This window comes from uncultured Demequina sp., from assembly GCF_913055775.1.
GTDB lineage: Bacteria > Actinomycetota > Actinomycetes > Actinomycetales > Demequinaceae > Demequina.
The window spans coordinates 1-25,551 of sequence record NZ_CAJXJX010000013.1 but is presented as its reverse complement, the minus strand read 5'-3'; the positions used below and the strand labels follow the sequence as shown (position 1 = coordinate 25,551).

General features: G+C 70.2%; 26 protein-coding genes and 1 tRNA gene. 11 read left to right on the top strand and 16 right to left on the bottom strand.

Translation table 11 applies throughout. The annotated features are described in order from the left end of the window. Positions 1-12 precede the first annotated feature (12 nt). The 8 genes from QZ483_RS02515 to QZ483_RS02480 all read left to right on the top strand — a co-directional run bounded on the left by QZ483_RS02515 (position 13) and on the right by QZ483_RS02480 (position 8,201). Positions 13-2,265: a glycoside hydrolase family 3 N-terminal domain-containing protein gene (locus QZ483_RS02515; protein ID WP_297081410.1), complete on the top strand. Its 2,253-nt coding sequence runs from the start codon at positions 13-15 to the stop codon at positions 2,263-2,265. Further along, positions 2,262-3,512 carry an MFS transporter gene (locus QZ483_RS02510; protein ID WP_297081409.1) on the top strand — a complete coding sequence of 417 codons (1,251 nt, stop codon included), beginning with the start codon at positions 2,262-2,264 and terminating at the stop codon, positions 3,510-3,512. Before QZ483_RS02515 ends, QZ483_RS02510 begins: the two co-directional genes overlap by 4 nt. Before the next feature lie 104 nt (positions 3,513-3,616). Further along, on the top strand, positions 3,617-4,396 hold the full coding sequence (locus QZ483_RS02505; RefSeq protein WP_297081408.1) for a fructosamine kinase family protein: 780 nt from the start codon (positions 3,617-3,619) through the stop codon (positions 4,394-4,396). 225 nt (positions 4,397-4,621) lie between these two features. Further along, entirely contained in the window at positions 4,622-5,806 is a 1,185-nt protein-coding gene (locus tag QZ483_RS02500) for an LLM class flavin-dependent oxidoreductase (RefSeq protein ID WP_297081407.1), read from the top strand. 7 nt (positions 5,807-5,813) lie between these two features. Next, positions 5,814-6,278, top strand: a complete 465-nt coding sequence (locus QZ483_RS02495; RefSeq protein WP_297081406.1) for a MarR family winged helix-turn-helix transcriptional regulator — start codon at positions 5,814-5,816, stop codon at positions 6,276-6,278. Then, complete coding sequence (locus tag QZ483_RS02490) at positions 6,275-6,982, top strand: CE1759 family FMN reductase (RefSeq protein ID WP_297081405.1); 708 nt, start codon at positions 6,275-6,277, stop codon at positions 6,980-6,982. The genes QZ483_RS02495 and QZ483_RS02490 overlap by 4 nt, the downstream gene beginning before the upstream one ends. Positions 6,983-6,984: 2 nt before the next feature. Then, positions 6,985-7,266, top strand: coding sequence for a GNAT family N-acetyltransferase (locus tag QZ483_RS02485; protein ID WP_297081404.1), 282 nt, complete (start codon positions 6,985-6,987; stop codon positions 7,264-7,266). Positions 7,267-7,268: 2 nt separating this feature from the next. Beyond that, positions 7,269-8,201 carry a pirin family protein gene (locus QZ483_RS02480; protein WP_297081420.1) on the top strand — a complete coding sequence of 311 codons (933 nt, stop codon included), beginning with the start codon at positions 7,269-7,271 and terminating at the stop codon, positions 8,199-8,201. 14 nt (positions 8,202-8,215) lie between these two features. Here the strand turns inward: QZ483_RS02480 and QZ483_RS02475 are convergent, their stop codons facing one another. Next, positions 8,216-8,917, bottom strand: coding sequence for an NADPH-dependent F420 reductase (locus tag QZ483_RS02475; protein ID WP_297081403.1), 702 nt, complete (start codon positions 8,915-8,917; stop codon positions 8,216-8,218). A 98-nt stretch (positions 8,918-9,015) separates the two neighbouring features. On the opposite strand from QZ483_RS02475, the gene QZ483_RS02470 reads away from it, so the two are divergent. After that, on the top strand, positions 9,016-9,834 hold the full coding sequence (locus QZ483_RS02470; RefSeq protein WP_297081402.1) for an HAD hydrolase family protein: 819 nt from the start codon (positions 9,016-9,018) through the stop codon (positions 9,832-9,834). Between the two features lie 146 nt (positions 9,835-9,980). After that, positions 9,981-11,474, top strand: a complete 1,494-nt coding sequence (locus QZ483_RS02465; RefSeq protein WP_297081401.1) for a DHA2 family efflux MFS transporter permease subunit — start codon at positions 9,981-9,983, stop codon at positions 11,472-11,474. Between the two features lie 95 nt (positions 11,475-11,569). Here the strand turns inward: QZ483_RS02465 and QZ483_RS02460 are convergent, their stop codons facing one another. The 3 genes from QZ483_RS02460 to QZ483_RS02450 are packed head-to-tail and all read right to left on the bottom strand — an operon-like array spanning position 11,570 to position 13,639. After that, complete coding sequence (locus tag QZ483_RS02460) at positions 11,570-12,049, bottom strand: NUDIX domain-containing protein (protein ID WP_297081400.1); 480 nt, start codon at positions 12,047-12,049, stop codon at positions 11,570-11,572. 9 nt (positions 12,050-12,058) lie between these two features. Further along, entirely contained in the window at positions 12,059-12,844 is a 786-nt protein-coding gene (locus tag QZ483_RS02455; RefSeq protein WP_297081399.1) for an SGNH/GDSL hydrolase family protein, read from the bottom strand. Between the two features lie 39 nt (positions 12,845-12,883). Continuing rightward, the gene (locus tag QZ483_RS02450; protein WP_297081398.1) at positions 12,884-13,639 is read right to left on the bottom strand and encodes an NAD(P)H-binding protein; all 756 of its coding nucleotides are present in this window, start codon (positions 13,637-13,639) and stop codon (positions 12,884-12,886) included. 42 nt (positions 13,640-13,681) lie between these two features. Here QZ483_RS02450 and QZ483_RS02445 point away from each other — a divergent pair, with 42 nt between their 5' ends. Next, positions 13,682-14,161, top strand: coding sequence for a glutathione peroxidase (locus QZ483_RS02445; RefSeq protein ID WP_297081397.1), 480 nt, complete (start codon positions 13,682-13,684; stop codon positions 14,159-14,161). Positions 14,162-14,239: 78 nt separating this feature from the next. Here QZ483_RS02445 and QZ483_RS02440 read toward each other — a convergent pair. The 12 genes from QZ483_RS02440 to QZ483_RS02385 form a co-directional block, all read right to left on the bottom strand. Continuing rightward, a tRNA-Ala gene (locus tag QZ483_RS02440) sits at positions 14,240-14,312 on the bottom strand. Positions 14,313-14,377: 65 nt separating this feature from the next. Continuing rightward, complete coding sequence (locus QZ483_RS02435) at positions 14,378-14,968, bottom strand: histidine phosphatase family protein (RefSeq protein ID WP_297081419.1); 591 nt, start codon at positions 14,966-14,968, stop codon at positions 14,378-14,380. Between the two features lie 5 nt (positions 14,969-14,973). Further along, positions 14,974-15,591: a histidine phosphatase family protein gene (locus QZ483_RS02430; protein WP_297081396.1), complete on the bottom strand. Its 618-nt coding sequence runs from the start codon at positions 15,589-15,591 to the stop codon at positions 14,974-14,976. Between the two features lie 8 nt (positions 15,592-15,599). Then, positions 15,600-15,953: a ribosome silencing factor gene (gene rsfS / locus QZ483_RS02425; protein WP_297081395.1), complete on the bottom strand. Its 354-nt coding sequence runs from the start codon at positions 15,951-15,953 to the stop codon at positions 15,600-15,602. Next, a complete protein-coding gene (locus QZ483_RS02420) occupies positions 15,950-17,605 on the bottom strand; it encodes a hypothetical protein (RefSeq protein WP_297081394.1) in 1,656 nt (551 codons plus the stop codon). The genes rsfS and QZ483_RS02420 overlap by 4 nt, the downstream gene beginning before the upstream one ends. Next, positions 17,598-18,194 carry a nicotinate-nucleotide adenylyltransferase gene (gene nadD, locus QZ483_RS02415; RefSeq protein WP_297081393.1) on the bottom strand — a complete coding sequence of 199 codons (597 nt, stop codon included), beginning with the start codon at positions 18,192-18,194 and terminating at the stop codon, positions 17,598-17,600. Before nadD ends, QZ483_RS02420 begins: the two co-directional genes overlap by 8 nt. 1 nt (position 18,195) lies before the next feature. Further along, the gene (locus QZ483_RS02410; protein WP_297081392.1) at positions 18,196-18,342 is read right to left on the bottom strand and encodes a hypothetical protein; all 147 of its coding nucleotides are present in this window, start codon (positions 18,340-18,342) and stop codon (positions 18,196-18,198) included. A gap of 73 nt (positions 18,343-18,415) precedes the next feature. After that, positions 18,416-19,702, bottom strand: coding sequence for a glutamate-5-semialdehyde dehydrogenase (locus QZ483_RS02405; RefSeq protein ID WP_297081391.1), 1,287 nt, complete (start codon positions 19,700-19,702; stop codon positions 18,416-18,418). 64 nt (positions 19,703-19,766) lie between these two features. Further along, complete coding sequence (locus QZ483_RS02400; protein ID WP_297081390.1) at positions 19,767-21,053, bottom strand: sugar ABC transporter permease; 1,287 nt, start codon at positions 21,051-21,053, stop codon at positions 19,767-19,769. Next, positions 21,050-21,799, bottom strand: a complete 750-nt coding sequence (locus QZ483_RS02395; protein ID WP_297081389.1) for an ATP-binding cassette domain-containing protein — start codon at positions 21,797-21,799, stop codon at positions 21,050-21,052. Before QZ483_RS02395 ends, QZ483_RS02400 begins: the two co-directional genes overlap by 4 nt. A gap of 104 nt (positions 21,800-21,903) precedes the next feature. Continuing rightward, on the bottom strand, positions 21,904-22,959 hold the full coding sequence (locus tag QZ483_RS02390; protein WP_297081388.1) for a sugar ABC transporter substrate-binding protein: 1,056 nt from the start codon (positions 22,957-22,959) through the stop codon (positions 21,904-21,906). 270 nt (positions 22,960-23,229) lie between these two features. Next, a partial coding sequence (locus QZ483_RS02385; protein ID WP_297081387.1) for a cation-transporting P-type ATPase occupies positions 23,230-25,551 on the bottom strand: 2,322 nt, incomplete at its 5' end.

Genomic DNA, 25,551 nt, shown 5'->3' with positions numbered 1-25,551 from the left:
AAAGGATCCCGAGTGGACACCGCCGCCTATCTCGACACGAGCCTCAGCACCGCCGACCGCGTCGCGGACCTCATCGCGCGCATGACTCTCCCCGAGAAGGTCGGACAGATGATGCAGCTGAGCGCCCCGACGGGCGTGCGCGCGATCATCGAGAACTTCCACGTCGGCTCGATCCTGCACACCTCACCCGAGAACGTCATCGCGGCGCGAGAGCTCGTCGAGGCCACACGGCTCCAGATCCCCCTGCTCATCGGCGAGGACTGCATTCACGGCCACTCGTTCTGGGACGGCGCCGAGATCTTCCCCACCCAGCTGGGGCTCGCCGCGACATGGGATCGCGACCTCGTGCAGCGCGTCGCACGCGCGACGGCCGTCGAGGCCTCCGCGACCGGCATCCACTGGACCTTCTCCCCCGTCCTGTGCATCACGCGGGACCTGCGCTGGGGCCGCGTCTCCGAGACCTTCGGCGAGGACCCGCACCTCATCGGCGAGCTCGCCTCCGCGATGGTCGCCGGCTATCAGGGTGACGGGCTCGGCGACCCGACGGCTGTGCTCGCCACCGCCAAGCACTTCGCCGCGTATTCCGAGACCCAGGGCGGTCGGGACGCCTCCGAGGCGGACGTGTCGCGCCGCAAGCTGCGATCGTGGTTCCTGCCGCCGTTCGAGCGCGTCGCGCGCGAGGGCTGCCGCACCTTCATGCTGGGCTACCAGTCCATCGACGGCACGCCCATCACCGTGAACGACTGGCTGCTGAACGACGTGCTGCGCGGCGAGTGGGGCTACACGGGCACGCTCATCACCGACTGGGACAACGTCGGCAACCTCGTGCGCGAGCAGCGCATGTTCCCGGACTACGCCCAGGCAGCCGCCGCCGCTGTCAACGCCGGCAACGACATGATCATGACCACTCCGGCCTTCTTCCAGGGCGCTCAGGACGCGGTCGCGCAGGGGTTGCTCGAGGAGGCGCGCATCGACGAGGCGGTCGCTCGCATCCTGACGCTCAAGTTCGACCTGGGCCTGTTCGAGGATCCGCGCATGCCGGACGCCGAGCGCATCGACCGTGACGTCGCTCGCGCGGAGCACCGCGAGCTCGGACTCGAGGCGTCGCGCCGCTCTCTGGTGCTGCTCGAGAACGACGGACTCCTGCCGCTGGGGACGGGAGGCGACGCACCCGCACGGAGCATCGCGGTCGTGGGACCCAACGCCCACGACGCCCAGACCCAACTGGGCGACTGGGCGGGCAGCTCGGGCCAGGCGGACTGGCTCGCGCACGGCCAGCCGCGCGACATGATCCTGACCGTCGTCGACGGCCTGCGCGAGCAGATCCCCGAGGGCTGGACCGTCACCTATGAGCGCGGCGCGTCCATCGTCGAATCCGGCCCGGACCCCGACGGCGAGTTCTTCGCCGACGGCCAGCCGCGTCCGCGCGTGGCGCACTCCGCTCCCGTGGATCAGGCCGAGCTGGACGCGGCCGTCGAGGCCGCGCGCGCCGCGGACGTCGCCGTCGCCGTGCTCGGCGACCGCATCGAGCTGATCGGCGAGGGCCGCTCGACCGCGACGCTGGAGCTCCAGGGCGGCCAGGTCGTGCTCCTGGACGCGCTCGTCGAGACCGGCACCCCGGTGATTCTCGTCGTCCTCGCCTCCAAGCCGCACGTCCTTCCTCCCTCGGCCGAGCGCGCATCGGCCGTCATCTGGGCCGCCAACCCCGGCATGCACGGCGGCCAGGCGGTCGCCGAGCTGCTGCTGGGCGCGATCGAGCCCAGCGGGCGCCTGCCGCTCAGCTGGCCGCGCCACGCGGGCCAGCAGCCGGTCTTCTACAACCAGATCGACGCACAGCACGGCACCCGCTACGCGGACCTGACCCAGCGTCCGCGCTGGGTCTTCGGCGAGGGCCGCTCGTACACCACGGTCGAGTACGGGGATCTGCGCCTGCTGCCCCCGGGCGACGAGCCCGTGGTGCGCGCGCAGGTCACCCTGACGAACACCGGCGAGCGCGCCGCTCTCGAGACCGTGCAGGTCTACGTACGCGACGAGGTCACGTCCGCCACGTGGGCCGATCGCGAGCTCAAGGGCCACCGACAGGTCACGCTCGAGCCCGGACAATCGCGCGAGGTCGAGGTCGCCGTGCACCTGGCGGCGTGCAGCATCGTCAATGCCGCCGGCGAGCGCGTGATCGAGCCGGGCGACTTCACGTTGCTGGTGGGGCCGAGCTCGCGGGTCGAGGACCTGCTCACCACTCGCTTCCGCATTGGCGAGGGTGAATGACCGCCGCCCGCCCCACCGTGGCGCCCGAGCTTCGCCGGGCGCGCCTGGGAGTGTCCCTGGTCTTCATGACCAACGGCATCCTGCTGGGCAACCTCGCGCCGCGACTGCCCGAGCTGCGCGACGGCCTCGAGATTTCGTACGGCACTCTCGGCATCGCGATGGCGATGTGGCCCATCGGCTCGCTGGGCCTGGGGCTCCTCGCCGGCGCGATGATCCGGCGCTTCCGATCGTCGCGCGTCGCCGTGCTCGGCATGCTCGGCTGCACCGTCGCGATGCTGGTCGCGGGCTTCGCGCCGTCGGTGTGGGTGTTCGGCGCGGCGCTGTTCTTCGTCGGCGCCACCGACGCCTGGGTCGACGTCGCCCAGAACTCCCACGGCCTGCGGGTGCAACGGCTCTACAAGCGCTCGATCAACAACGCGTTCCACGCCATGTGGTCGATCGGCGCCGTGATCGGCGGTCTGATGGGCGCGGCCGCGACGGGCCTCGGCCTTCCCGTGACCTGGCACTTCGTCATCATGGCGGTCGTCGTGGTCGCGTTGAACGTGGTCAGCTACCCCATGCTGCTCCGGGGGCCCGAGCCGCAGTCAGTGATCGAGTCCGGCGAGGACGAGGCGGGGATGCCGCACGGCCACCGCCCGCGCCGCATCCCCGGCCGCATGTGGGGCCTCCTGCTGGCGCTGTCGATGATCGCGATCGCCGGCGCGTGGGCGGAGGACGCCGCGTCGACCTGGGCGGCCTCGTACCTGCGCGACGAGTTGGGTGCCGCCGCATCCGTTGCCGCGTTCGGCTTCATCGCCCTGCAGGGATTCCAGTTCATCGGGCGCATCACCGGCGACCGGATGGTGGACCGGTTCGGCCAGCGCGCGGTGGCGCGCGCGGGCGGTGCCCTGGTGTTCGTGGGCATGGGCCTCGCACTGGCCTTCCCCAGCGTGTGGGGAACGATCGCGGGCTTCGCCGCCGCGGGCGTCGGCATCGCAACGCTGATCCCGGGCGCGTTCCACGCGGCCGACGAGATGCGCGGCCTCAAGTCCGGAACCGGACTGACCGTGGTGGGGTGGACACTGCGCCTCGCGTTCCTCATCTCCCCACCGGTGGTGGGCGCGATCGCCGACACGTGGAGCCTGCGCGCCGGACTGATGATCATGCCGCTCATGGGCCTCGTGGTGGTGCTGCTCGCGGGCGTGATGGCCCCGCGCAGAATCCCGCACCGAGCCCCCGCCTCGCCCCCGCTCCCCACCGAGAACTAGGCAAGCCACGTACTCAGTAGCCGGCCGATCAGCCCTGACGAGGCACGTGACGGGCACGAACGGCTGTTCCCGGTCCATCGAGATCCGCGAGAGCCTGGACTTCCATGGAACCGTTCACCAAAACGAGGAACGACGCGCCACCCGGATTCTTCGAGGCCGAGGCGGCTGGGCTGCGCTGGCTCGCGGAGGCAGGAGGCGCCCGCGCCGTCGGCGTGCGCCGCGTCACCTCGGCGTCGATCACGCTCGACCGCATCGTCACCACGGCGCCGACGTCCCGCGCTGCACGCACCTTCGGCGGCGACCTCGCGAGGACACATGTCGCAGGCGCCGAGGCTTTCGGCGCTCCGCCCGCAGGCTGGGACGGGCCGCTGTTCATCGGACGCCGAGAGATGCCGCGCTCGACTGCGGACTCGTGGGGACAGTTCTACGCCGGGGCCCGAGTGGAGCCGTTCCTCGAGCCTGCTCGCCAGGCAGGTCACCTCACCGCAAGCGAGGCGGCGACCGTCCTCGACGCATGCGCGGCAATCGTCGACGGAGCCTTCGATGACGGCGCGGCTCCCGCGCGCATCCACGGGGACCTGTGGGCCGGGAATCTGCTGTTCGACGCCCACGGTGCGATCGTCATCGACCCCGCGGCACACGGTGGACATCCCGAGACGGACCTGGCCATGCTGGCCCTGTTCGGGGCACCGCACCTGGACCAGATCATCGAGGGCTACCGGGAGGTCGGGGAGCTTCGCGACGGCTGGCGAGCTCGGCTGCCGGTGCACCAACTGCACCCGCTCGCGGTCCACGCCGCAGGCCATGGGCGCGCCTATGGTGTCGAGCTTGCGCGCGCGGCGCGAGCGACCTTGGCGATGGCCGAGGGCCAGGACGCGTCCTGACCTGCCGCACCCGTGATCCTGAGTTGCCTCGTGAGGCTGTGAGCCCGAGACCCGTGATCCTGGGTTGCCTCGTTTGAGGCGCGGCCGGGTGCTCGCGGAGTCAGCGACGTTGACAGTCGTGAGTGAGTTGCGGGAATGAATCCAGGCCGCTCGCGTTATTAGATGCAAACGCATATAATTGTCGCCAGGCCACGCCAGACGACCCGCCCATCAAGGAGCACCCCCATGCAGTTCGGCATCATGTCCGTCTCGGACATCACCCGCGACCCCGTCACCGGCTACACGCCGTCCGAGGCGGAGCGCATCGATGCGGTCACCCGCATCGCCGTCCACGCGGAGGAGGTGGGTCTCGACGTCTTCGCGATCGGCGAGCACCACAACCCGCCGTTCTTCTCCAGTTCCCCCACGACGCTGCTCGCCCACATTGCGGCCCTCACCGAGCGGCTCATCCTCACGACGAGCACCACGCTGATCACCACCAACGACCCGGTGCGCATCGCCGAGGAGTACGCGATGCTCCAGCACCTGTCGAAGGGCCGCATGGACCTCATGCTGGGTCGCGGCAACACCGCGCCGGTCTACCCGTGGTTCGGCCAGGACATCCGCCAGGGCCTGCCGCTTGCGCTCGAGAACTACAACCTGCTGCACCGCCTGTGGCGCGAGGACGTCGTGGACTGGGAGGGCAACTTCCGTGGTCCGCTCCAGGGCTTCACGTCCACGCCCCGCCCGCTGGACGACGTCCCGCCGTTCGTGTGGCACGGCTCGATCCGCACCCCCGAGATCGCCGAGCAGGCGGCGTACTACGGCAACGGCTACTTCGCGAACAACATCTTCTGGCCCAAGGAGCACTACCAGCGCCTCATCGACTTCTACCGCCGCCGATTCGAGGCGCACGGCCACGGCACCCAGAAGGAGGCCATCGTGGGCCTGGGCGGCCAGGCCTTCATCGCGAAGAACAGCCAGGACGCGCACGACCAGTTCCGCCCCTACTTCAACGAGGCACCGGTGTACGGCAACGGTCCCAAGATGGAGGACTTCGAGGAGATGACGCCGCTGTCCGTGGGCAGCCCGCAGGAGGTCATCGACAAGACGCTGACCTTCCGCGACGCGTTCGGCGACTACCAGCGCCAGCTGTTCCTGGTCGATCACGCGGGTCTGCCGCTGAAGACCGTCCTGGAGCAGCTCGACTTGCTGGGCGGCGAGGTGGTCCCGGTCCTGCGCAAGGAGCTCGACGCCAAGCGCGAGCCCGGCACGGCAGAGGCCCCCACGCACGCCGCCCGGGTGACGGCCAAGTACGGCGACGAGGAGCCGCGCCAGCCCCGCCCCAACGCCAACCGCGGCGACAACGTCACCGGCGGCTCGCCGTACCAGGACTCCGAGCAGTCCGTCGCGGCGTACCCGAGCATGTGACACGGCCATGACCACTACGGAAGCCGATGCGCGGGTCAGGTCCCGCACCGTCCTCGCCAATCACGCGTGGGAGGCGACGATGGCCGCGCACGCGGCGCTCATGCGCCGCTTCGCGGCGCAGGACGTGTGGCACGGCCTGTCGATGCGCGAGTACGACGTCCTGTACACGCTGTCCAAGTGCGACGGTCCGCAGCGGATCGGCGAGCTCGGCAAGCACGTGCTGCTGAGTCAGCCCGCGCTGTCGCGCCTGGTGGATCGCCTCGTCGAGCGCGGTCTGCTGGGCCGATGCGCGGATCCGGACGATGCACGCGCGGCTCACATCTCGCTCACCGACGCGGGACGCGAGATGCAGCGCAGCATCGGCCGCGCGCACGGCCGCGAGGTCGCGACCGCGATGACCGCCGCACTGACCGACCAGGAGCTCGTGCTCCTCGAGACACTCTCTCGCAAGCTCGCTCCGGAGGAGTCATGACCACTCAGAACTACCGCCTCGTCACCGTCAGCGCGGGCGTCTCCGACCCGTCGTCGACGCGCCTGCTCGCGGATCGCGCCACGCAGCGCGCGGTCGCGATCCTCGAGGACCGCGGCCACACGGTCACCGCCACCACCATCGACCTGCGCGAGCTCCTGCCCGAGCTCCCGCAGGCGCTCTCGAGCCAGCTGATGGGCCCCAAGTTCACGAGGGCCATCGAGGCACTCCAGGCCGCAGACGGCATCATCGCCGCCGCGCCGGTCTACAAGGCTGGGGCCTCGGGCCTCTTCTCGAGCTTCTTCCAGGTGCTCGACAACGACCTGCTCATTGGCAAGCCCGTGATTCTCGCCGCGACCGCGGGTACCGCCCGACACGCGCTGGTGGTCGACGAGGAGATGCGCGCACTCTTTGCTTATCTTCGCGCGCTGCCGGTGCCCACCGGGCTGTTCGCCTCCACCGAGGATTGGACCGACAAGGCGCTCGGCACCCGCATCGATCGCGCGGCGACCGAGCTGGCGATCCTCGTCGAGTCCGGCTTTGCCCGGAAGGTTCGCGACGACTCGTGGTCGCGCTACCAGCACACCTTCGGCTCCGCCGGCGGGACCGAACTGGGCATCGACCTCGACTCCGACATGATGCGGCTCGCGACCGGTGGCTCGCTGCGGGACGGCCGCCGCGAGCCCTTCGACCTGACCGAGGGATGACCGTGACGGAGACCACCTGGAACGCGGACGCCGCGCGCTACGAACTGCGAGTCGACGGCACGCTCGTGGGCTGGATCGACACGCGTTCGGGCGACGGGATCCTCGTCATGACCCACACCGAGGTCCTCGAGGACTTCCGGGGTCGCGGCCTGTCGAAGCCGCTGATCGAGGCAGCTCTCGAGGACGCCGTCCGCCAGGAACTCGCCGTCGCTCCACTGTGCCCGGCGGTCGCGCGCTACGTCGACCGCCACGACACTCCCGGGCTGAGGATCGTCGGTCAGTGACCATGCACGAGCGTCCGGGTCCGCGCGCGATCATGCTCGAGGCCCGCGACGTTCCCCTGGGCGGACTGCGCGCGATGACAGTGCGCCGCGCGCTTCCGCAGCGCGCGCTGCCCACGATCGGCGCCTGGTGCTTCGTGGACCGGTTCGGCCCGCAGGTCACCACGATGACCGTCGACGCCCACCCGCACACCGGGCTCCAGACAGTCACCTGGCCGCTCACCGGTGAGGCGCGCCACCGCGACTCGCTCGGCTCGCACGTGGTGCTGCGGCCCGGAGCGCTCAACCTCATGACCGCCGGACACGGCATCGCCCACACCGAGCACTCGGTGACGCCCCAGACGATGCTCGACGCCATCCAGTTCTGGGTCGCGCTGCCCGAGGAGACCCGGGACGGGGATGCCGCATTCGAGACCCACGCCTCGCTGCCCGAGGTCGACCTGGGCGGAGGCGCCCGCGCCACCGTGGTGATGGGCGAGCTCGCGGGCGTGCGGTCACCCGCGACCGTGCACACGCCGCTCGTGGGCGTGCAGATCGACCTGCCCGCGGGCGCCACCGTGCCGGTGCCGCTCGAGCCGCACTGGGAGCACGGGGTCCTGCAGGTGACCGGTGACGTCGAGGTGCTGGACACCGACGGCGGCGCCCTGGGTGCACCTCGCGACAGCGCGATCCTGTACCTCGGCACGGACCGCAGGTCCGTGACCCTCCGTGCACCCTCCGACGCCCGCGTCTTCCTCCTGGGCGGCGAGCCCTTTCCGGATGACCTACTCATGTGGTGGAACTTCGTGGGCCGCAGTCACCAGGAGATCGCCGATGCGCGGGAGGCCTGGGAGGCGCACGACGCCCGCTTCGGGACGGTGCCGGAGGCGAACGCGGTGAGGATCCCCGCTCCCCCGTTGCCTGCCGTCCGGCTCACCCCCCGACGGCGCAGGCTCTAGTCGCGCCTGCCCCGTCACCCCTCGCGCGAGCGCGCGCGACCGACGACGCGACCACGCTGCGAGTCCCAGAACCGGTCGAGAATCTCTCGCGCCTCCTGCGCGTCGGCATCCGCACCGAACAGCTCCGTCTGAGGCTCGAAGCGCATGCCCTCGGCGAGCGGACCTGCTGCGATGGGATCGAAGCCCAGCCGGTCCACGAGGGCGCTCACCGCGCGCAGATCCGCTTCGTGGTCCCCCGCGACCGCGACCGCCAGTCGGTCAGCCACACCTCGAGGCCGCGCGAGCTCCTCGAGCGCGTAGGCGCTGAGGTGGTTGAGGCTCTTGACCACCCGAGCACCCGGCAGCAGCAACTGGACCTGCTCCGAAGAGGACGTCGCGAGGTCCTCGAACTGCGGCAGGTGACCGTCGAGCTCCCACCAGTAGTTGGTCGCATCCACCACGAGCACGCCGTTGAACATCGCGGCGTCGAGCGTGCGGACCTTACCGAGGGGCAGCGCCAGCACCACCACCTGCGAGCGTGCGACCTGCTCGACCGTCGCGGCGTGTGCCCCGGGCGCCGCGGCGTGAACCTGAGCGCGAATGCGCTCCGGTTCCCGAGACGCCGCCACCTGGACGTCGATGCCCGCGTGCTCGGCGAGCGCGGCGAGGGCCAGCCCCACCCGCCCCGCGCCCACGACCCCGAGGTCTCGGGGGAAGGGCGGCGCGATCGGGTCCACGCCCGTACCGTACGCCAGGCGACCATCCCCCCGGCAACCGTTCGCGCGGGACCTCGCCACGGCATCGGCCCTCTGTGATCCCTCCTAGGCTGGGAGCCATGCCCGGCCCCCGCATCGTCTTCCTCGACATCGACGGCACCTACGCGTTCCACGGATGGGTGCCGCCCGCCCACGTCGACGCGGTGCGAGCGGTGCGTGCCAACGGCCACCGGGTGCTGCTGTGCACGGGCCGGCCGCGCGCCACGGTCTCGGAGCGCCTGCTCGCGGCGGGCTTCGACGGCGTCGTCGCAGGCGCCGGCGCGTACGCCGAACTCGAAGGCGCGGTACTGCGCGACGAGACCTTCCCCGCAGCCGTCGCCGCCCGGTCCATCGCGGCGCTCGACCGTCACCATGCCGTGAGCCTGGTCGAGGCGACCGAAGCCATGTACGTGCGCGCCGAGGGCCGCGACGCCATGGATGCCCGCGCTCCGGGCTCAGGATCGAGCCAGGAAGAGGTCTGGCGCGACCTGCTCGACGGGCGCCGCGTGGTCGACAGCTTCGACGGGCTCGCGTTCTGCAAGGTCGTGACCCTCAGCGCGGACGTGCCGCTCTCGCAGATCGCCGCGGAGATCGGCCCCGAGGTCGCCGCGGTCGACACGTCGATCCGCGACCTCGGCCGCGGTGCGGGCGAGCTGTACCTGGCACACATCACCAAGGAGGTCGGGATGCGCACCGTCGTGGACCACCTGGGCCTGACGGCCGCGGACGTGGTCGCCGCCGGCGACGGCCCCAACGACGTCGAGATGATCCGCTACGCAGGCACGGCTATCGGCATCGAGGGTGGTCACCCTGACGTCCTGGAGAGCGCCGATGCGGTGGTGCCGGGGCCGCAGGACGGCGGGCTGGTCGAGGGCTTCAGCAGGCTGGGACTGATCTGACCGACCGGTAGGGAATCTCCTGGCCTGCCGAAGGGTTGCCCTTCCCGGACCCGCCGCGAGGTGCGACAATGGTCCGTCCCCGCGTGTGCCTTGTGCCGCCCCGCCGCTGGGAAGCTGATCGCCTGGCGTGCACGATCGGAGATTCCATGGCCGAGACGACCGCGCCCGCCACCAGCAACGCCCGCACCACCACCACTCCTGACGCCGCCGCGACCACGAGCCGTCGCGACAACCTCGTGATCATGGTGCTCATCGTGTCCGCTTTCACGGTGATCCTGAACGAGACGATCATGGGCGTCGCGATCCCCCACCTCATGGCGGACCTCGACATCACCGCGGTGGACGCGCAGTGGCTGACCGCCGCATTCCTGCTGACCATGGCCGTGGTGATCCCCATCACCGGCTGGCTGCTGCAGCGCTTCCCCACCCGCCCGCTGTACCTCGCGGCGATGTCGACGTTCGTCGCGGGCACCGCGCTGGCCGCCGTCGCTCCGGGCTTCGAGGTGCTGCTCGGCGCGCGCGTCATCCAGGCCACCGGCACGGCGGTGATGCTGCCGCTGCTCATGACCACGGTCATCTCCCTGGTGCCCGAGCACGAGCGCGGCAAGCGCATGGGCACCATCGGCCTCGTGATCTCGGTGGCGCCGGCGCTGGGCCCGACCATCTCGGGCGTCATCCTGCAGTTCCTGCCGTGGCGCTTCCTGTTCGTGTTCGTGCTGCCCGTGGCGATCACGGTGCTGGTGTTCGGCTTCCTCAAGATGCGCTCAACTAACGAGACTCGCCCGGCGCCGCTCGACCTGCCGTCGGTGCTGCTAGCCGCCGTGGGCTTCGGCTCTCTCGTGTTCGGGCTGTCGCAGATCGGCGAGTCCGCGGAGGGCAATGTGTTGGTTGCGATCGCCTTCGCGGTCATCGGCGTGGTGGTGACCGGCGTGTTCGCGTGGCGCCAGATCGTTCTCCAGAAGCGTGACGCCCCGCTGCTGGACCTGCGCGTGTTCCGCGAGCGCACCTTCTCCGTCGCGACGGCGATGTTCGTGGTCGCGATGATGGCCCTGTTCGGCACCATCATCCTGGTGCCGCTGTTCACCCAGGGCGTGCTGGGCCTGAGCGTCCTCCAGACCGGTCTCATGCTGCTGCCGGGCGGCCTGCTGATGGGCGTGATGGCGCGACCGGTGGGCCGGCTCTACGACCGCATCGGCCCCCGCCCCCTGCTCATCCCTGGCACCGCGCTCGTCGCGACCGCGCTGTGGATGCTCGCGCTCACGCTGTCCACCGCCACTCAGCCGTGGATGGTGCTCGCGTGCCACGTCACCCTGAGCGCGGGTCTGGCACTCATCTTCACGCCGCTGTTCACCGCGAGCCTGGGGTCGCTGCCCCAGCACCTGTACTCGCACGGCTCAGCGACCATCTCGACGCTGCAGCAGGTGGCGGCCGCGGCCGGCACAGCGCTGTTCGTGTCGACCATGACGGCCGTCGCGATCACGCAGATCGACGGGGGCGCGTCCGAGGCCACCGCCGAGGCGGCGGGCATCCGGACGGCGTTCCTGGTGGGCGCGATCCTCGCGACGCTCGGCATCGGCCTGGCGACCCTGATCCGACGCCCGGAGAAGGTCGAGGGCGAAGCCCCGATAGCGGCGCACTAGCCCCGCCCCTTTCCGCGAAAGGGATCCTTTTCGCTTGTCTTAGCGCTTGGGCAAGCGAAAGGGATCCACTTCGCGGGCGCGGGGGGTGGGTGGGATCAGGGCAGGAAGTCCGCGATGTCGTCGCCTCGCAGCGCGGCGCCGATGCGGTCGCCCATCTCCGTGCTCATGTCCGGCAGCGCTGTGGTGGGGAACCATCGCGCCTCGGTGTTCTCGCCGTCCGCGGGGTGCGGCTCACCGCTGACCCAACGGAAGCGGTACGTGAGGTCCAGGTACTGCGACCGGTCGCCGTTGTCGTAGGTGAGGGGCTCGAGCGCCCGCACCCGCACCAGCGCCTCCGGCACGGCCACCACGTCGGCCTCCTCGAGCGCCTCGCGCGCACCTGCGCCCGCGGGCTCCTCCCCCGGGTCGATGATGCCCGTCACGGGTGTCCAGGCGCCGTTGTCCGCGCGCTTCACCAGCAGCACCTCGGTGCCGCCCGAGGTCTCGCGGAGGATCACAGCCGTGACACCCGGCATCCACAGCAGATCGTGGCCGATGCGCTCGCGCAGCTTCAGGACGAAGTCAGGGGTGGGCATGCGCCCAGGCTAGCGAGTGGGTGGCGCCGACTCGCGGACGGCACTGGGATCGATGCGCACCCAGTCGGGATGCTTGGCCACGCGACCATCGCCCGAGGAGCGCCGGGTGAGACGCCTCCCGATCCACGGCAGCACGTAGCGGCCGTAGTAGCGTGCCTCGTCCAGGGCCCTCCGGGTCTCCGCGCTCGTGTCCTCGGACGTGGGGAGCTCCGTCTCCACGCCCAGCGCGGTTAGCACCCGTGCCGCGACGCGCTCGTGGCCCAAGGGACCCAAGTGGAGCCGATCCGGCGACCAATAGGGTGCGCGCCTGAGCTCCTGATCGGACCAGTTGTCGACGAACGCCTGCTCAGGATGGCGCTGGAGAATGCCGTCGACGGCCTCGAGATAGATGCGCCCGCGCTCGGACATGGTGGCTCCTCGAGGGAGCCTCATGGTCGGGTCCCCACCCGACAGCATCAGCAGCTCCACGCCGGCCTCGCGGCACCGCGCGATGGCATGCTCGATCAGCTCGACGATCCGCTCGAGCGCGAAGCCCGGACGCATCATGTCGTTGCCGCCGCCATTGAAGCTGATCACCGTGGGCAGCGGGTCCAGCGCGAGGGCCGCCTCGAGCTGGTCGCGCACGATCGGCTCGATGAGGCGCCCGCGGATCGCGAGATTGACGTAGTCGACGGGCTCGTCGAGCCCGGCGGCAAGCCCCGCGGCCACGAGGTCCGCCCAGCCTCGCACGCCGCCGTCGGGGAGGTCGTCTCCCACGCCCTCGGTGAAGCTGTCTCCGATCGCCGCGAACCGCATGGAAGCGAGCCTAGTCCGACGGTGCAGGCTCCGGCACCGTCACCTGGGACGCAATGCGGCGAGGTCAGCACGCAGCCGCGCCGGTTCGTCCTCGATCGCCGGCCCCTCGGGATCCATCGCCGCATCGAGCGCGCCCGGCACGTCCCGCCGCAGCGCCTCGAGCCGCGAGCACCAGTTCGTCTCGCGCGCTCCCGGTGCGGCGAACAGCTCACAGGTAACCCCCACCGCAGCGGGACACTGCAGCGAAGCGACCACCGCATCGGCGATGTGGGACCGAGCAACGGGGCGACGCGAGTCGACCGGCGTCACGTCCCCCTGCTCGATCGCGACGCAGTCCCAGCCCGAAGGCTGCAGATCGAACCACCCGGGTCGGATGACCGTGAGAGGCAGACCGCTCGCCCGCAGCAGCCGCTCTCCCCTCCGCTTCCAGTGCATCGCCTCGCGCCAGCTGCCGGTCGCGTGCGTGACGGCCATGGACGTCATCAGCACCACGTGCGGCCGCGCCCCGCCGAGAGCCCTCAGCACCGCGGGCACCGCGCCGTAGTCGACGTCCTCGGCCCGTGCGGAACCGGACGCGCCGTGGACCATGACCACCGCATCGGCCCCGTGCAGTGCCGCCGCGAGAGCGACGTGGTCCTCGAGCGCACCCTCCGCGACGGACACGTCCCCCAGGAGGGCCGATGCGCGTGCAGGGTCCCGTACGAAGGCGACCGGGTCGAGGCGTGCGTCCGCCAGAGCGGGCACGACCACGCGTCCCACACTGCCGGTCGCGCCGATCACCAGGGTGCGCGTCATGGACCCATGGTGCCGCAGCGGGCGCCGTGCGACCATGGAGCCATGACGACGCTGACCGACTTCTCCGCCACCTCCCTCGACGGCGAGGAGCGTGAGCTCGCGGACTTCGCCGGCCAGGTGGTGCTCGTGGTCAACACCGCCTCGAAGTGCGGCTTCACCCCGCAGTTCGCGGGCCTCGAGAAGCTCTACGCGCGGTTCAAGGACCAGGGCTTCACGGTGCTGGGCTTCCCCACGAACCAGTTCAAGCAGGAGCTCGCGGACGCCGCCGAGATCAGCGACTTCTGCCAGAAGAACTACGGCGTCACGTTCCCGATGTTCGGGTTGATCGACGTGAACGGCAAGGACGAGCACGGGCTGTTCACGTGGCTCAAGTCCGAGGCCGGAGGATCCCTGGGCTCGAAGATCAAGTGGAACTTCACGAAGTTCCTCGTGGGCCGCGACGGTCGGGTGATCAAGCGGTACGGCTCCTCGACGGAGCCGGAGCAGATCGCGGACGACATCCACGCCGCGCTCGGCGCGTAATCCCGCGCGCTGATCCCCGCGGAACGAGGAAAGCCGCCCCCGAAGGAGCGGCTTTCATGATGCTGTCTCAACACATCGTGGAGCTGAGGGGACTCGAACCCCTGACCCCCTGCATGCCATGCAGGTGCGCTACCAGCTGCGCCACAGCCCCGTGTTCTTTCGAACCAGGTGCCCCGAAGAGCGAATGACAGTGTAACCCAACGGGCGCGGCGGACGCTAATCCGCTCCCAGCCCCAGGGCGTCGACGTGCCATGCGCCGGACTCGACGCGCCTGACCTCGTGCCACGCGGCGTGAGGCACGGATCCGAACACGCGCGACAGCGGCTCGAGGCCGAGCACGTCGAGCAGACCGAGCTGGATCGCGCTGCCGTGGCTGACGACGACGGTGATGGCCTCGGGATCCCAGTGGTCCCGCAGCGCCGCACCCACGCGCGCGGCGACGTCCGCGGACACTCCCCACCCAGGGATGTCCGGATCCTCCCCCCGCTTGCGCGCCGCGAACTGCTCGGGCCAGCGGGCCTGTACGTCCGCCCATGTCAGCCCTTCCCAGGCCCCGTAGGGACGCTGGGCGAAGCCCTCGTCCACCGCCACGTCGCCACCGGTGAGCGCGGCCAGCTCGTCCGCGGTGTCGAGCGCGCGCGACAGCGGCGAGGACACGATCACGAGGTCCGACCCGTAGCGATCGACGAGCCTGCGCGCGGCTCCCGCGGCCTGAGCGCGACCGCCCTCGCCGAGCGGGACGTCGAGCGAGCCCTGAAGCCGCCCATCGGCGTTGTACTCGGTGCGCGCGTGCCGCCACAGGACCATCGCGCTCACGGCCGCGCTCCCGCGAGCTGGGCGGTGAGGTTGTGGCGCTCGAGCGTCCAGTCGCCGCGCGCGCGGCGGGTCAGTCGCGACCAGGCCGCGTTGCGGAGGTTGCCGAGGGTCCGGTGATCGAGAGGCAGGCCCAGGAGCCCCTGGAGGCCCACTCTGCCGGAACTGCCATGGGTCACGATCACGAGCGGTCCGGTGGTGTCCTCCGCCCACTCCTCGATCGCCTCGACCATGCGGTCGCGCACGCTGAAGTGGTCTTCGAACCCTTCGATCGGGGGGTTGCCGTGCTCATGCCACGCCCGCACCTCGTCCGGCCAGCCGCTCTCGCGCTGGTCGGGAGTGATGCCCTCCCAGACTCCATACGCCCGCTCGCGCAGTCGGTCGTCCAGGTGCGCCTTCACCCCGAGCTCGGTGGCAATGGCCGATGCGGTGTCGGAGGCTCGCGACAGAGGGGACGATGCGACGGTCGCGCCAGGCCCGACGAGCCGGCCGAGCACGGCGGCGGTGGCGGCCGCCTGCTGACGTCCCTCAGGAGTGAGCGGAATGTCGGCGGCACCCTGCAGCAGCCCAGAGACGTTCCAGGTGGTCTGGCCGTGACGCACGACGAAGACGCGCATCGGACCTCCTAGTCGAGGGGCAGGACGGGACAATCCTTCCACAGGCGCTCGAGCTCGTAGTAGGCCCGATCCTCCTGGTGCATCACGTGAACGATGAGATCGTTGAAGTCGAGCAGCGCCCAGCGGCCCTCGCGGATGCCCTCGCGTCGCACGGCCTTGGTGCCGTCAGCGAGCAGTGCCTCCTCGACCGCCTCGGCGATCGCGATCACCTGACGCTCGTTCGAGCCCGACACCACCAGGAACACATCCGCGAGCGGCATGCGCGACGAGACGTCGAGGGCCACGATCTCCGTGCCCTTCTTGTCGTCGGCGGCGCGCGCGGCGAGTCGGGTGATCTCCACAGCGCGGGGGGCGGCCGTCACGAGCCCTGCCAGACGTTCCAGACGATCACGCCGATGAGGAACGCGACCGCGCCGATCACCACCATGTGGACCCACCTGAAGTGCTTGGGTCCCCCGGCCGGATTGAGCTCGGGCGCCTCTCGACGCGGGACCTCGATCTGGCCAGTCGGCACCGGGTCGACGTTCTGAGGAGAGAACGCCGGCCTGCCCACCGAGCTCAGATCGGGGTGCTGGATGTCGTCGCGCGGCGCCACCTCGGGAAGCTCGCGGGCCTCGTGCGTCACCTGGCTCAGCGGGAGGGCACCCCACGCAGCTGCCGAGGGAACGGTCGCGCTGTCTGCGGACTGCAACGCCTCCCCCGCCACTGCCGACTGCTGGTCGACGGCGTCGAAGGTCGAGCCGATTCCCGGCGACTCTCCCTTGGAGACTCGGTCGAGCGCCTCGGTCGCGGCGATGTCTCCGGTGCCGAGGATCGCGTCGAACGACGCGGGCGGCGACGGCGCACTGGTCTCGCGCGGGAAGTCCGGAGCATCGAGCTGCACGGCCTCGGCGGCGGTGGGCTCAGCCGGCTCGGGGTCGCCAGCCGACGGTGCCGATGGAGTCGGAGACGGAGCGGAGGGCGAACTCTGCGGCGCGGCGAGAACCGCCGCGGGGAAGGGCTCGAAAGCCGCGGAGGCTTCGGGAGCCTCGGAGGCCGACGATGCGCTGGGCGTCGAGGGAGTGCTCGGAGTCGAGGTCACGCTCGGGGCCGACGTGACGCTCGGGGTCGAGTCAGCGCTCGAAGCGCTGCGCTGCGAGACTGCGTCGATCCCCGCGACGGCCTCCTGGCTCAGCCGACGCAACTCGTCCGTTCCCGACTCCACGTCAGGATCGACCGTCGGTTGGTCGGCAGGCTCGGGCTCCGGCTCGGGCGCGGCCGGCTGCAGATCGACGGACTGCTGCTCCATGAGCCTGCGCTGCAGCGAACCCGGGGGGAAGAGCTGGGCGAACATCTCGGGAGACATTCCGGGCGGCATCCCGAGCGGGGAGGTCTCCGGGGCGGGCTGCGGCTCGGGCTCCACCTCAGCCTCGGGCTCCACCTCAGCCTCGGGTTCGGGTTCGGGCTCGGGCTCGGGCTCGGGCGCAGACTCCACCGCGGCCTCGGCCTCGGGCTCCGGCTCCGGCTCCGGCTCCGGCTCCGGCTCCGGAGCAGACTCCACCTCAGGCTCGGTTGCCGCTGCTGCAGCACCCATGAGCGAGGCGCGCACCGGAGGCTCGGACGGGTCCGCGTCCTGCTCGGCGCTCGCCGCGGACCGCACTGTCTGGGCTTCCTGAGCAGCCTCCGGAAGCCCGGGGAACTCCTGTGACGCCGTCTGAGCGTCACGCTGCGCCTGCTCGGCCTTCTCGCGGGCCACACGCTCCTGCTCGGCGATGCGCTCCGGGGTCATGGCGGGGATCTGACCGGTGGCGATCAGCTCCTCCTCCGCCGTCCACGTCTCGACGGGGTTCCGCAGACGCTCGAGGCGTCGGCGCTCGCGGCGCGTGAGGGTCCGACCGTCAGGCGCGTGCGTGGGGATCGATTCGGAGATCGGGCTGGTGTCGATCGATGCCGTGTCCTCGGCGCGGCGAGCGGCTTCTCGCTCCGCCTGCGCACGCCGTTCTCGGCGCGAGAGCGGCTGGCTCTCGTCAGTCATGCATTCCTCCCGCGTACAGATCGTGCTGCGCGATGTAGTCGGCGACGGCGCGAGGTACCAGGTAGCGGATGGGCGCTCCGGCCCTCACCCGGCGGCGGATCTCGGTCGAGGATACCGCCATCGCCGGAACTTCTACCAACAGGTGTGGGGTATCCAACTGAGGCAACGAATGACCGGGCCGCGTCACTCCCACGAACTGTGCGAGAGTTTGCAGCCTGTCGACGTCCTTCCAGTCGCCAAACCTGGTGAGCGCATCGGCCCCCGTGATGAAGTACAGGCTCGTGCCGGGAAGCTGATCTCGCAGGTCCGTGAGGGTATCCACGGTGTAGGTGATCCCGCCGCGCTCGATGTCAACAGGCGTCACGGCAAACCGCTCGTCGCCCTCGACCGCGCGGCGGCACATCTCGAGACGCTCAGACGCCGGGGCGGAGTCGAACCCGTCCTTGAAGGGTTGGCGATGCGTGGGCGCGATGAGCACCTGGTCGAGACCCAGCGCTGCGCACACCTCGGACGCTGCAGCCAGGTGTCCGTGGTGGATGGGGTCGAAGGTGCCGCCGAGCACCCCGACCCGCGCCAGCGCCGCGCTCACGTCAGTGACGGCTGCCGACGCTCCGGAAGGCGTAGGTCACGAACAGCAGCGCCATCAGGCCCGTGAAGGCGATGAGGCCGAACGCCTCGGCGGGGATGGGGAGCTCGTTCACGACGTGATGCGTCGTCTCAGCGGCTTCGGTGATCACGCGGGGATCCTCTTCTCGTCGTCTGGTAGTCGATTATTCCATGAGCGGCAAGGCGCACGTCGCGCCGCGCCCGCTAGTCGCGAATGTGCCCATCGCCGAACACGATCCACTTGGTGGTCGTCAGCTCCGCCAGCCCCATGGGCCCACGCGCGTGGAGCTTCTGCGTGGAGATTCCGATCTCCGCGCCCAGCCCGAACTGCGCTCCGTCCGTGAACCGCGTCGACGCATTGACCAGCACCGCGGCGGTGTCGAGCTCTCTCGTAAACTGCTCCGCCGCGGCGAGCGACTCGGTCACGATCGCTTCGGTGTGGCCGGTGCTGTAGCGCTGGATGTGCGCGATCGCCTCGTCGATCGTGTCGACCACGCGCACCGCGAGATCCAGGCTGAGGTACTCGGTGGCCCAGTCTGCCTCGGTCGCCGGAACCACCGTCGCGGCAGAGCCGATGCGCTCGGCCGCTGCGGCGTCAGCGTGGAGGGTGACGCCCGCCTCGCCAAGCGCGGCCGCCACTGCGGGCAGCAGCGTCTGGGCCGCGTCACGGTGCACCAGCAACGTCTCGGCGGCGTTGCAGACGCCCACGCGCTGCGCCTTGGAGTTCAGCACGATCTCGACGGAACGTTCGACCGGAGCGGAGGCGTCGAGGTAGACGTGGCAGTTGCCCTCGCCGGTCTCGATGGCGGGCACGGTCGAGTCGCGGACCACGGCTTGGATCAGTTCGCGCCCGCCACGGGGCACGAGCACGTCGACCAGCCCCCGCGCGTTCATCAGCACGCGGGCGCCCTCGCGCCCGTAGGCATCGATGGACTGCACGGCGTCGCGCGGCAGGCCCGCCGCCTCGAGCGCGTCCTGCAGGACGGCCACGATGACCTCGTTGGAGTTCGCCGCCGCCGAACCGCCGCGCAGCACCGCGGCATTTCCCGACTTCAGGGCGAGCCCCGCAGCGTCGACCGTGACATTCGGACGGGCCTCGTAGATCATCCCGACCACGCCCATCGGCGTCGCCTTCTGCACCAGTCGCAGGCCGTTCGGCAGGGTCGAGCCGCGCTTGACCTCGCCCACCGGGTCGGGAAGCCCCGCCAGATAGCGCAGGGCGTCGGCGATGGCGCCGATGCGGGCGTCAGTGAGTTCGAGCCGGTCGAGGAGCCCCGGCGACATGTCGCTCGCGCGACCCCGCTCCAGGTCGGCGGCGTTCGCCGCGACGATGCGCGCTGACTGGGCGACGAGCGCGTCCGCCATCGCATGGAGGGCCGCGTCCTTGTCGGCTCGGGTGGCAGTCGCGAGAGCGCGCGACGCGACCTTGGCACGTCGGCACGCCTCCAGGACGGCACTCTCGACGTCGGTGCTGGGGACGGTGTCGGTCATGAGTGCGAGTCTACGCGGGGCACCAGCGTGCGTGCCCCGACCGTGACGGTCGGGGCACGCACGGTCAGGAGTTCGTCGAGCCGCCGCCAGAGCGCCGTCGCGCCAGGGCGTCGACGGTCGCGGCGAGGATCAGCACGCCGCCGGAGACGGCGAGCGTCGCGCCGGCCGAGAAGCCCAGCAGACCCAGGCCGTTCTCGATGGTCGCGATCACGAAAGCGCCCACCGCGGCGTGCATGAGTCGACCCCGCCCGCCGAAGAGGCTGACCCCGCCCACCACGGCCGCTGCGACGCCGGAGAGCACGATCTCGCGCCCCGTCGACGCATCCGCCGAGCCCACTCTCGACACGTACAGCACACCGGCGAGCACCGCGAGGGACGAACACACGACGAACGCGGACCACTTGACCGCCGTGACGTTGACGCCGGACCGTCGAGCCGCCTCGCGGTTGCCGCCGATGGCGTAGATGTACCGGCCGAACCGGGTGCGATCGAGCACGAAAGTGCCGATGAGCCCGATCAGCAGCACCACCGGCACCACGATCGGCACGCCCATGATCGCCTGGGCGGCACGGCCACGGTCCAGGTTCATGAACGTCACGAATGCCGCGCCGAGCACCACGATGGTGCCCAGCTTGAGCAGCACGATCGACAGCGCCGGGTTCGGGGCGCCCGAACGTGCACGGCGCCACCGATCCCACATGGCCACCAGCACGAGCAGGCCCACGAGCGCGGCGAGCATGGCCCAACCCGCCCAGACGGGCATATTCGAGTTCTGGATGGCCTTGATGGGCTCAGGAATGAGTCGGTACGTGCCACCCGCGCCGATCACCATGAGGATCACGCCCTGGAGCCCGAGGAACAGACCCAGCGTGACCACGAAGGACGGCACGCCTATCTTGGCGACGAAGAATCCGATCGTGGCGCCCACGGCGAAGCCGATGCCCATCGCCAGAGCGAGGCCCACCGGCCACGCCAGCCCGTCCGGCTGCGTGTACTTCACGAAGACCGCCATCGCGACACCGAAGGTGACGCCAGCCGACAGGTCGATCTCCCCGAGCAGCAGCACGAACACGAGCGCCATGCCGAGCACCACGAGCGGAGCCGCCTGCGTGATCAGGTTGGCCATGTTGCGCGGGGTCAGGAACGCACTGTGCGCGGAGCCGAAGATGATGAACAGCACCAGCAGCCCGCCGATCGCTGGCAGCGCCCCCATCTCGCCGCCGCGCAGGCGCCGCAGGTACGAACGGCCGTGCTCGAAGACGCCCTGCTCGACGCCGCGGCCGAGCAGGCTCTGGGCTGCCGGGCTCGCGTCTGAGGGCTCGACCACGGGGCCCTGGGTCTCGGTGGTCATGCCGCCGCCTCCTGCGTCTTGGTGCCCGTGATGTACCCGACGACTTCGTCGGGGTTCGTCTCCCGGGCTGTGAGGCGTGCGGTCATCGTGCCGAGGTACAGCACCGCGATGTCATCCGCGACCTCGAAGACGTCCTGGAGGTTATGCGAGATGATGATGACGGCGACGCCGCTGTCGGCGAGCCGGCGGACGAGGCTCAGCACCTGAGCGGTCTGCGCGACTCCAAGTGCAGCCGTGGGCTCGTCGAGGATCACCACCTTGGCCTGCTTGACCACCGAGCGCGCGATGGCAACGGTCTGGCGCTGTCCACCGGACAGCGAGGCGACCTTCTGTCGCAGGGACGTCATGGTCTTCACGGACAGCGCCTGCAGAGCGGCCGCCGCCTCGACCTCCATGCGGCCCTCGTCAAAGGTGCCCCCCGCCATCTCCTCGCGGCCCAGAAACATGTTCTGCACGATGTCGAGGTTGTCGCACAGCGCGAGGTCCTGGTACACCACCTCGATGCCGTGCCGTGCCGACTCTCGCGGGTGGTGCAGGTGAACAGGTGACCCGTCGAACAGGACCTCTCCACCGTCGTAGGGCTGCACACCGGCGAGACCCTTGATGAGCGTGGACTTTCCGGCTCCGTTGTCGCCGACGAGCGCGGTCACGCGCCCGGCGCGGGCCTCGAAGTCGATGCCCTTGAGCACGTCGACCGGGCCGAAGCTCTTGGTGACCTGCTTGAGTTCGATGATCGGCTGATTCACCGCTGTGTCTCCTTTGACGTGATCGGTGGTGGGTCGAGTCTGACAGACCGGGGGTTCCGCATCGCGGATGCGATGCGGAACCCCCCTCGTGCGCCTCGAGCGGCCTAGGCTGCTGCCTCGAGCCCCACCTCGTCGCACGCGGACGCGACATCGCCCGCGCAGATCTCGTCATAGTCGGCGTTGCCGTCGTCGATGACCTGCTGGACCTCGCTCGGCCCGACCAGGATCGGGTCGACCGCGATGAACGGAGTGCCGTCCTCGAGCGCCATGTCGGCCTCGGGCGTCTCTCCGTTCAGGAGCGCGATCGCGAGCTCGGATGCGGCCTCGGCCTCAACCTGGAACGGCTTGTAGACCGTGGCGGTCTGCTTGCCCAGGAGGACGTTCTGCAGTCCAGCGACCGAGGCGTCCTGGCCCGACACCGGAACGGTCAGACCGTTCTTGTCCAGGATCGTGATGACGCCCGCGGCGTTGGTGTCGTTCGCCGCCCACACGGCGTCGACCTCACCGCCCAAGTCGGTGAGCGCCTGCTCGAAGACCGTGGCGGAGTGCTCACCGTCCCACAGGCCCGGGGGCTCTGCAGCGGCAGTGATGCCTGCACCCTCCATCACCGACGTCGCGCCCTCGTAGAACATCGCGGCGTTGCCGTCAGCAGGGTCTCCGCCGATGTAGACGACGACCGCGTCCGCCGGGTCGATTCCGTTGGCGTCGAGTCCGTCGAGCACCGCCTGGCCCTCGAGCTCACCCACACGCACGTTGTCGAACGACACGTAGTAGTCGGCGCCGGCGATCGGACGGTCGTACGCGATCACGGGGATGCCCTCCGCCTGAGCGTTCTCCATGACGGAGACAGCGGCGCCCTGGAGATCGACGAGGAGCATCACGTCGCAGCCCTGAGTGAGCTGCTGCTCGGCGATGGTCGCGTACTGACCGGTGTCGCCTTCGGCGTTCTGAATGTCGACCGAGAATCCGGCGGCCGTAATGGCCTCGTCAAGCGCCGGACGGTCGCCGTTCTCCCATCGCGGCGAGGACGCCGCATCCGGCAGGATCACACACGCACGACCGTCGGCGTCGCCGCCGCCACTGTCGCTTGAGCACGCGGTGAGCGCTATCGCGGCCACGCTGGCGGTGGCCGCCAGGCTTGCCCATGAGTTCTTCTTCACATCACACCTCTCTGTGTCATGGAGGATCTCTCCGCGCCACTCTTCGTCGAGTGGCCTTTGTCACAGTAGCGAGGAACACAGGCGGCCGCGCCGGGTCAGAGTGTCCGTTTCAGCACGCGAACATCACGATTTTGTAACAAAGTCCAACAAATCGAACATGGAACGATTCAGTCGAACGAAAGGCTTCGAGCAGGAGGCGTCGAAGGCGCGCTACGGGCTCGCGCCGCACCGCCGCTCAGTGCGCGGCTACTCCCCCGGCCCTCCCCGGAATCAGCGTGCGCGCGCGGGCGCCACGGCCTCGTTCACGTCGAGCGCGGCGGCCGGCTGGTGCAGGCGTCGCCGCATCACGGCCTTGTGGCCTTCGACGACAGCCAGCACCACTGCGGTGAGCCCCAGGCACATGAGCCACTGGGGACCCGACAGCGGGGTCGTGTCGAGCCAGGTCTGAAGGAAGCCCAGCTCGGTCGCCGCGATCGTCAGCACCACCGGCCACACCAAGAGCTGCGGCGCCTTGCCCCACGGCCCGCGCAGCCCGCTCTCGGGATCACGGCGCAACGCGAGGCCGGTGACGACGGTGCCCAAAGACATGATCACGAAGGTCATGGTCATGGGCTCCGATGCGCCGTCGGGGTTCAGGTCGTCCCCGAAAACGACCTGCGGCACGAGAGCGGCGAGGAACAGAGGCAGCCCGTACAGAGCCCACCGCCACACGCTGGCGCCGCTCGAGATCCCCTGGGAGGTGTCCCGGGGAGGCCTCTTCATGAGACCGTCTGGCGCGGGATCCGCGATGATGGTGACGACGCAGAACAGCACGATGGCGAAGTTGAGCGCGAGCGCCATGATCGGCGTGAGCGCCACGCCTTGATTGATGTTGAACACGCTTGCCGCCAGGAACAGCGCGACGAGCGCGATCAGCTGCGACATCTGGAACGTCACGTAGTTGATGATCTTCTGGTAGACGACGCGACCGAGCCTCACGGCGTTGACGAGGGTCGCAAAGTTGTCGTCGGTGAGCACCAGCTTGGCCGCCTGCTTGGTCACCTCCGACCCGGAGCCCATGGCGACGCCGATCTGCGCCTGCTTGATCGCCGCCGCATCGTTGACGGCGTCGCCGGTCATCGCCACCACGTCGCCCCTCGCCTGGAGGCGGCGCACGAGTCGCAGCTTGTCCTGCGGGGTCACCCTCCCGAACACCGACATCCCGTCCACTCGCGCGTCGATCTCCTCGTCGCTCAGAGCCGCGAACTCCGTTCCGGTCAGCGCCTCGCCCTCCAGACCGAGCTCACGGCCGATCGCGCGGGCAGTCACCACGTGGTCTCCGGTGATCATCCGCACCTCGATCCCCGCCGCGCGCGCCTGCTCGACGGCGATCTTGGCGGCCGGTCGCAGCGGGTCGACGATCCCGACGACGCCCACGAAGGCGAGGTCCGCCACGGCGGCCATGGGGTCGGCGATCGCCCGCTCCTCGTCCTCAGGCTCCACGGTGCGCATCGCGAGCGACAGCGTGCGCAGTCCCTGCTCGCTCATGCGCTCGATCTCCGACTCGACGTCAGCAGCACGGCCCTCCATGGGCGACAGCGAGCGATCATGCTCGACGAAGCGCGTCGACCGCCCGAGCACCACGTCAGGAGCACCCTTGACGACGATCACGAGACGGTCCTGCCCCTCCCACTCGATGCGGTGGAAGGTCGCCATGAACTTGTAGTCCGAGTCGAACGGCACCTCCGCGACGCGCGGGTAGCGACGGAGGGTCGCCGGGACGTCGACGCCGAGCTTCTCGGCGAGCACGACGAATGCCGCCTCGGTGGGGTCGCCCACCACGTCGCCGTCCTCGCTCACGGTGGCGTCGTTGGGCAGTGCGAGCGCGAAGGCGATCTCCGGCGTGCCCTCGACCACCTCCCCGGCCTCGGCCCTGATCTGGCCGTCGAACGAGTAGCCGTGGCCCGCGATGCTGTAGTGGTGTCCCCCGAACCATGCCTCGCGCGCCATCATCTCGTTCATGGTGAGCGTGCCGGTCTTGTCCGAGCAGATCGCGCTGGTCGAGCCGAGCGTCTCGACGTCGTTGAGCGACGTCACGATCGCCTTGGCCTCGGTGAGCCTGTTCGCGCCCCACGCCAGCATGCGCTGCACGAACGTGGGCAGGCCCGTCGGGATCGCGGAGATCGCGACCGCCGTGCCCAGGAACATGAGGTCCGCGAACGACTGCCCGCGTGCGAGGCCCATGCCGATGATCACCACCACTGCTCCCCAGGCGACCGCGCCGATGGCCCGAGTGAGCCCGTTGAGCTCCTTCTGGAGAGGCGACACCACGCGCTCCACTCCCGCAAGCATTGTCGCGATCGCGCCCATCTCCGTGCCCATGCCCGTGGCGACCACCACGGCCGTGCCCGTTCCCCGCGTCACCGAGGTGTTCTGATAGAGCATCGACCGCCGGTCCCCGAGCACCGCGTCCTCAGCCACCGCATCGGCCCGCTTCTCGATGGCCGCGGACTCGCCGGTGAGCGCCGCCTCCTGGGCCTCGAACGATGCCGAGGTGAGGATGCGGCCGTCGGCGGGAACGAGGTCGCCCGCTTCGAGCAGCACGATGTCGCC

What these genes read in the sequence shown, in the direction of transcription:
- QZ483_RS02405 (WP_297081391.1), bottom strand. Translation starts at nt 19,702, where the DNA reads ATGACCGACACCGTCCCCAGCACCGACGTCGAGAGTGCCGTCCTGGAG.
- QZ483_RS02400 (WP_297081390.1), bottom strand. Translation starts at nt 21,053, where the DNA reads ATGACCACCGAGACCCAGGGCCCCGTGGTCGAGCCCTCAGACGCGAGC.
- QZ483_RS02450 (WP_297081398.1), bottom strand. Translation starts at nt 13,639, where the DNA reads ATGACGCGCACCCTGGTGATCGGCGCGACCGGCAGTGTGGGACGCGTG.
- QZ483_RS02480 (WP_297081420.1), top strand. Translation starts at nt 7,269, where the DNA reads ATGCACGAGCGTCCGGGTCCGCGCGCGATCATGCTCGAGGCCCGCGAC.
- QZ483_RS02495 (WP_297081406.1), top strand. Translation starts at nt 5,814, where the DNA reads ATGACCACTACGGAAGCCGATGCGCGGGTCAGGTCCCGCACCGTCCTC.
- QZ483_RS02455 (WP_297081399.1), bottom strand. Translation starts at nt 12,844, where the DNA reads ATGCGGTTCGCGGCGATCGGAGACAGCTTCACCGAGGGCGTGGGAGAC.
- QZ483_RS02435 (WP_297081419.1), bottom strand. Translation starts at nt 14,968, where the DNA reads ATGGTCCTGTGGCGGCACGCGCGCACCGAGTACAACGCCGATGGGCGG.
- QZ483_RS02490 (WP_297081405.1), top strand. Translation starts at nt 6,275, where the DNA reads ATGACCACTCAGAACTACCGCCTCGTCACCGTCAGCGCGGGCGTCTCC.
- QZ483_RS02430 (WP_297081396.1), bottom strand. Translation starts at nt 15,591, where the DNA reads ATGCGCGTCTTCGTCGTGCGTCACGGCCAGACCACCTGGAACGTCTCT.
- QZ483_RS02510 (WP_297081409.1), top strand. Translation starts at nt 2,262, where the DNA reads ATGACCGCCGCCCGCCCCACCGTGGCGCCCGAGCTTCGCCGGGCGCGC.
- QZ483_RS02465 (WP_297081401.1), top strand. Translation starts at nt 9,981, where the DNA reads ATGGCCGAGACGACCGCGCCCGCCACCAGCAACGCCCGCACCACCACC.
- QZ483_RS02460 (WP_297081400.1), bottom strand. Translation starts at nt 12,049, where the DNA reads ATGCCCACCCCTGACTTCGTCCTGAAGCTGCGCGAGCGCATCGGCCAC.
- QZ483_RS02470 (WP_297081402.1), top strand. Translation starts at nt 9,016, where the DNA reads ATGCCCGGCCCCCGCATCGTCTTCCTCGACATCGACGGCACCTACGCG.
- QZ483_RS02505 (WP_297081408.1), top strand. Translation starts at nt 3,617, where the DNA reads ATGGAACCGTTCACCAAAACGAGGAACGACGCGCCACCCGGATTCTTC.
- QZ483_RS02420 (WP_297081394.1), bottom strand. Translation starts at nt 17,605, where the DNA reads ATGACTGACGAGAGCCAGCCGCTCTCGCGCCGAGAACGGCGTGCGCAG.
- QZ483_RS02500 (WP_297081407.1), top strand. Translation starts at nt 4,622, where the DNA reads ATGCAGTTCGGCATCATGTCCGTCTCGGACATCACCCGCGACCCCGTC.
- QZ483_RS02445 (WP_297081397.1), top strand. Translation starts at nt 13,682, where the DNA reads ATGACGACGCTGACCGACTTCTCCGCCACCTCCCTCGACGGCGAGGAG.